3 protein-coding genes are annotated in these 2,816 nt (G+C 60.3%); all 3 read right to left on the reverse strand.

Annotated features, from left to right (window positions below; genetic code table 11):
* Nucleotides 1-146 precede the first annotated feature (146 nt).
* The 3 genes from tnpC to tnpA all read right to left on the reverse strand — a co-directional run bounded on the left by tnpC (nucleotide 147) and on the right by tnpA (nucleotide 2,730).
* On the reverse strand, nucleotides 147-1,790 hold the full coding sequence (gene tnpC / locus AWB68_RS43745) for an IS66 family transposase (RefSeq protein ID WP_087650300.1): 1,644 nt from the start codon (nucleotides 1,788-1,790) through the stop codon (nucleotides 147-149).
* Nucleotides 1,791-1,888: 98 nt separating this feature from the next.
* Nucleotides 1,889-2,242 (reverse strand): IS66 family insertion sequence element accessory protein TnpB, encoded by a 354-nt coding sequence (gene tnpB / locus AWB68_RS43750; protein ID WP_087650301.1) that lies wholly within the window; start codon nucleotides 2,240-2,242, stop codon nucleotides 1,889-1,891.
* Nucleotides 2,242-2,730 (reverse strand): IS66-like element accessory protein TnpA, encoded by a 489-nt coding sequence (gene tnpA / locus AWB68_RS43755; protein WP_087650302.1) that lies wholly within the window; start codon nucleotides 2,728-2,730, stop codon nucleotides 2,242-2,244. The genes tnpB and tnpA overlap by 1 nt, the downstream gene beginning before the upstream one ends.
* Nucleotides 2,731-2,816: the final 86 nt, after the last annotated feature.

The raw sequence follows: 2,816 nt of genomic DNA on the forward strand, positions 1-2,816 counted from the left end.
GTAAGCGGTAGTTTCAGCACGTCGAATGTAGAATCGTTTGCAATCGATGGGCGAATGTAGCCGCATCGCGGCGGTCGAGGTGAACCGGCGGCGTCTGTATCTAGTGATGGTATGAGCGTCGGCACGACCGACACGGATCCGATGAGTCAGCTGGTCTGCAGTTTTGCCTTCTGTTGCCGTGCGTAGTTGAACGGCAGCAGATCAGCTACATCGGCATCGGGTGGCCGCTGCGGCAGCTCGGTGAGTATGTGCAGCATATAGTCGTACGGCTCGACGCCACACGCCCGGCACGTCAGCATCAAACTGTAAATCGTCGCGCTGGCCTTTGCACCATCAACTGTGTCGCTGAACAGCCACGATTTTCTCGAAGTGGCAAACGGCCTCACGTCGCGCTCGCACACATTGTTATCGATTGCAGCGCCACCATCGGTAGCGTAGCGGCTGAGATATTCCCATTGATTGCGCGTGTAGGCGATCGCCTTGCCCAGCAAGCTTTGGGGCAGCACCTTCGGCGCCAGTTCATCGAGCCACCCCTTGAAGGCTTCGAGCAGCGGGACGCTATGCTGTTGGCGCAGGCGGTATGTGTAGCTGGTGCGTGTTTCGCCCTCGGGGAGATCGCCTTTGGCCAGAGCCTCAACACGATATAGCGACTGAAAGTACTCCAGCGCCTTCGCCACCCGGGCGTTAGGGGTCTTTTGCGTGCCAGAGGTAGTTTTCTTGGCGGCACCCTTGTCTGCCTTGACGAACAGTCGCCTCGCGTGTGCCAGGCATCCGAAGTGCGTAGCGTTCTTGAGCGTGCGCCACGCGCTGTAGCCGTCGCTTATCAGCATGCCGTTGTAGTCGCCCAGGAATTTCTTCGGATGTTGTTGGCCACGCCCCGGCTGGTACTCGAACAGCACGACTGGCTCGGCACAGTCTTCAGAACTGCGATAGATCCACATATAACTTTTGCTCTGCGCGGAACGTCCAGGTTCTTTGAGCACCTGGACCGTCGTTTCGTCGCCGTGAATCAACGGCTGCGAGAGCAGCGTCTTATGCAGCGCGTCGTACAGGCGGTTGTAGTGCAATTCGCTGGGGCGGATGATCCAGTGAGCAAGCGTGCCGCGGCTCACCGGAATTTGCCAGCGTGCGAGCACGTCCTGTATCCGGTACAGCGGCGTTCCGTCGACATACTTTCCGATCGTGACCGCCGCGATCACCGACGCGTCCGCGTGGCTGCCGGGAATCGGCTGCGCGGGCATCGGCGCAAGCACCACCGGCGTACGTTCGGCGTGACGCTCGCAGTGCCGGCAGGCCCACTTGGAGCGGGCGTTCTGCCGGACCGTCCATTTGAACTCAACGTGTAACTGTTCGCTGACGTCTTCGCCGATCCGGTGCATCTGGTTGCCGCAGCAGGGGCAACCTCGCTGGTCTTCTGGTAGATCGTATTCGATGCGCTCGCGCTTCAGGTAAGCCGGCAGAGGCTTGCGACCACCGCTGCTCCGTTTGGGCTGACTGGCCGGAGGCAATCCTGTGTCGGGCAACGAGGGCTGCGCTTGTCCCTCATCCTCGTCGGTAGGTTCGGCCTGGGCGATCTGCTCGGCCTCGTCGAAGATGCGATCCCTGCGCTTCTCGCTCTTCGGCGCGTAACGCTCAGCTTGCAGCAGGCGGATCTGCTCCTCGAGCTGTCCGATGCGCTCGTTCAGCTCATCGATGCGCTTCGCGCCATCAGCCGCACGCTCTTCGAGATCGTGGATATAGCCCTGGACGGCCGTCGGGATGCGCAGGAGATCAGGAGCTTTCTTCTTCATGCGCTTCACGATAGCGAAGCGCAGCGCGTTTTGGGTTTACGGCAATTTGTACGATTGCGTCTCTCGTTGTTTACGCGCAACGCACCTGGCCAGGCAAGCTAACTGGCGTGCTGGTAACGACGCACTGGATGGCGGCGCACCGCGTCGATGTCGATGCCGTCGAGCAACCAGTGAAGCTGCTGCGTTGTCAGCTCGATCACCTCCTGATGCCGTTTCGGCCACACGAAGTGGTCTTCTTCGAGCCGGCGCAACAGCAGCCAGAAACCGGTGCGCTCATACAGCAAGAGCTTCACGCGATCACGCTTGCGGTTGTGGAAGGCGTATACGGCTCGTGCAAGCGGGTCCAGTTGCATCGACTCCGCGACCAGGGTCGCGAGGGTATTGATGCCGGCGCGGAAGTCGATCGGTTCGCGATACAGGTATACCGTCAGGTTGTCGTCGAAGCGGAACATCAGCGTGCCCTTAACGCGTCGATCATCGTTCTGAGCAGCAACGAATCCTGCCCGGTACACTCAAGTTCAAGGCTTACGCCGTTTGGCAGGTCAACCAGCAGCCGCGAGGGTAACGGCGGACGTTGCGAAGCCCGTATCGTTTCACGCCGTGTCGGCGCAGACGGCAGCGCATCGGGCGTGGGCGGCCTGGATGATATGCGCATCGGCCCGCTATCAACCACTTCTACAACGGGTACGAAGGCCGGGGCACGAGCATCAGCGGCTTTCTCGGCGTTGCGCGAGTCTGCTCTCCTGCGCTCCAGCATGATCCACTTGCGGAGTTGGTTGGCGTTCACACCTGCCTTGAGCGCCAGTCCGGCCACTGAGGCCCCTGGCTTCTGGCACGCCTCGATCAGTCGACACTTTCCTTTAGGATCAAAGCAGCGCCGCCCACCTTCATCGATGTGCGTAACTTTGAGAGGAAGGAAATCAAAATCATCTGGGGTCATGTTGCGTCCGCAAGTTGAGTGTATGCGGACGCAAGCTTGACCCTCCCAAACGTATCGCGCTAGGCGCGGAGAAACGACCGCTTACG

Origin of the sequence: Caballeronia choica (genome assembly GCF_001544535.1) — a bacterium.
Taxonomy (GTDB): Bacteria; Pseudomonadota; Gammaproteobacteria; order Burkholderiales; family Burkholderiaceae; genus Caballeronia; species Caballeronia choica.

Coding starts and splice junctions, on each gene's coding strand:
- tnpA (WP_087650302.1), bottom strand. CDS start 2,730: ATGACCCCAGATGATTTTGATTTCCTTCCTCTCAAAGTTACGCACATC.
- tnpC (WP_087650300.1), bottom strand. CDS start 1,790: ATGAAGAAGAAAGCTCCTGATCTCCTGCGCATCCCGACGGCCGTCCAG.
- tnpB (WP_087650301.1), bottom strand. CDS start 2,242: ATGTTCCGCTTCGACGACAACCTGACGGTATACCTGTATCGCGAACCG.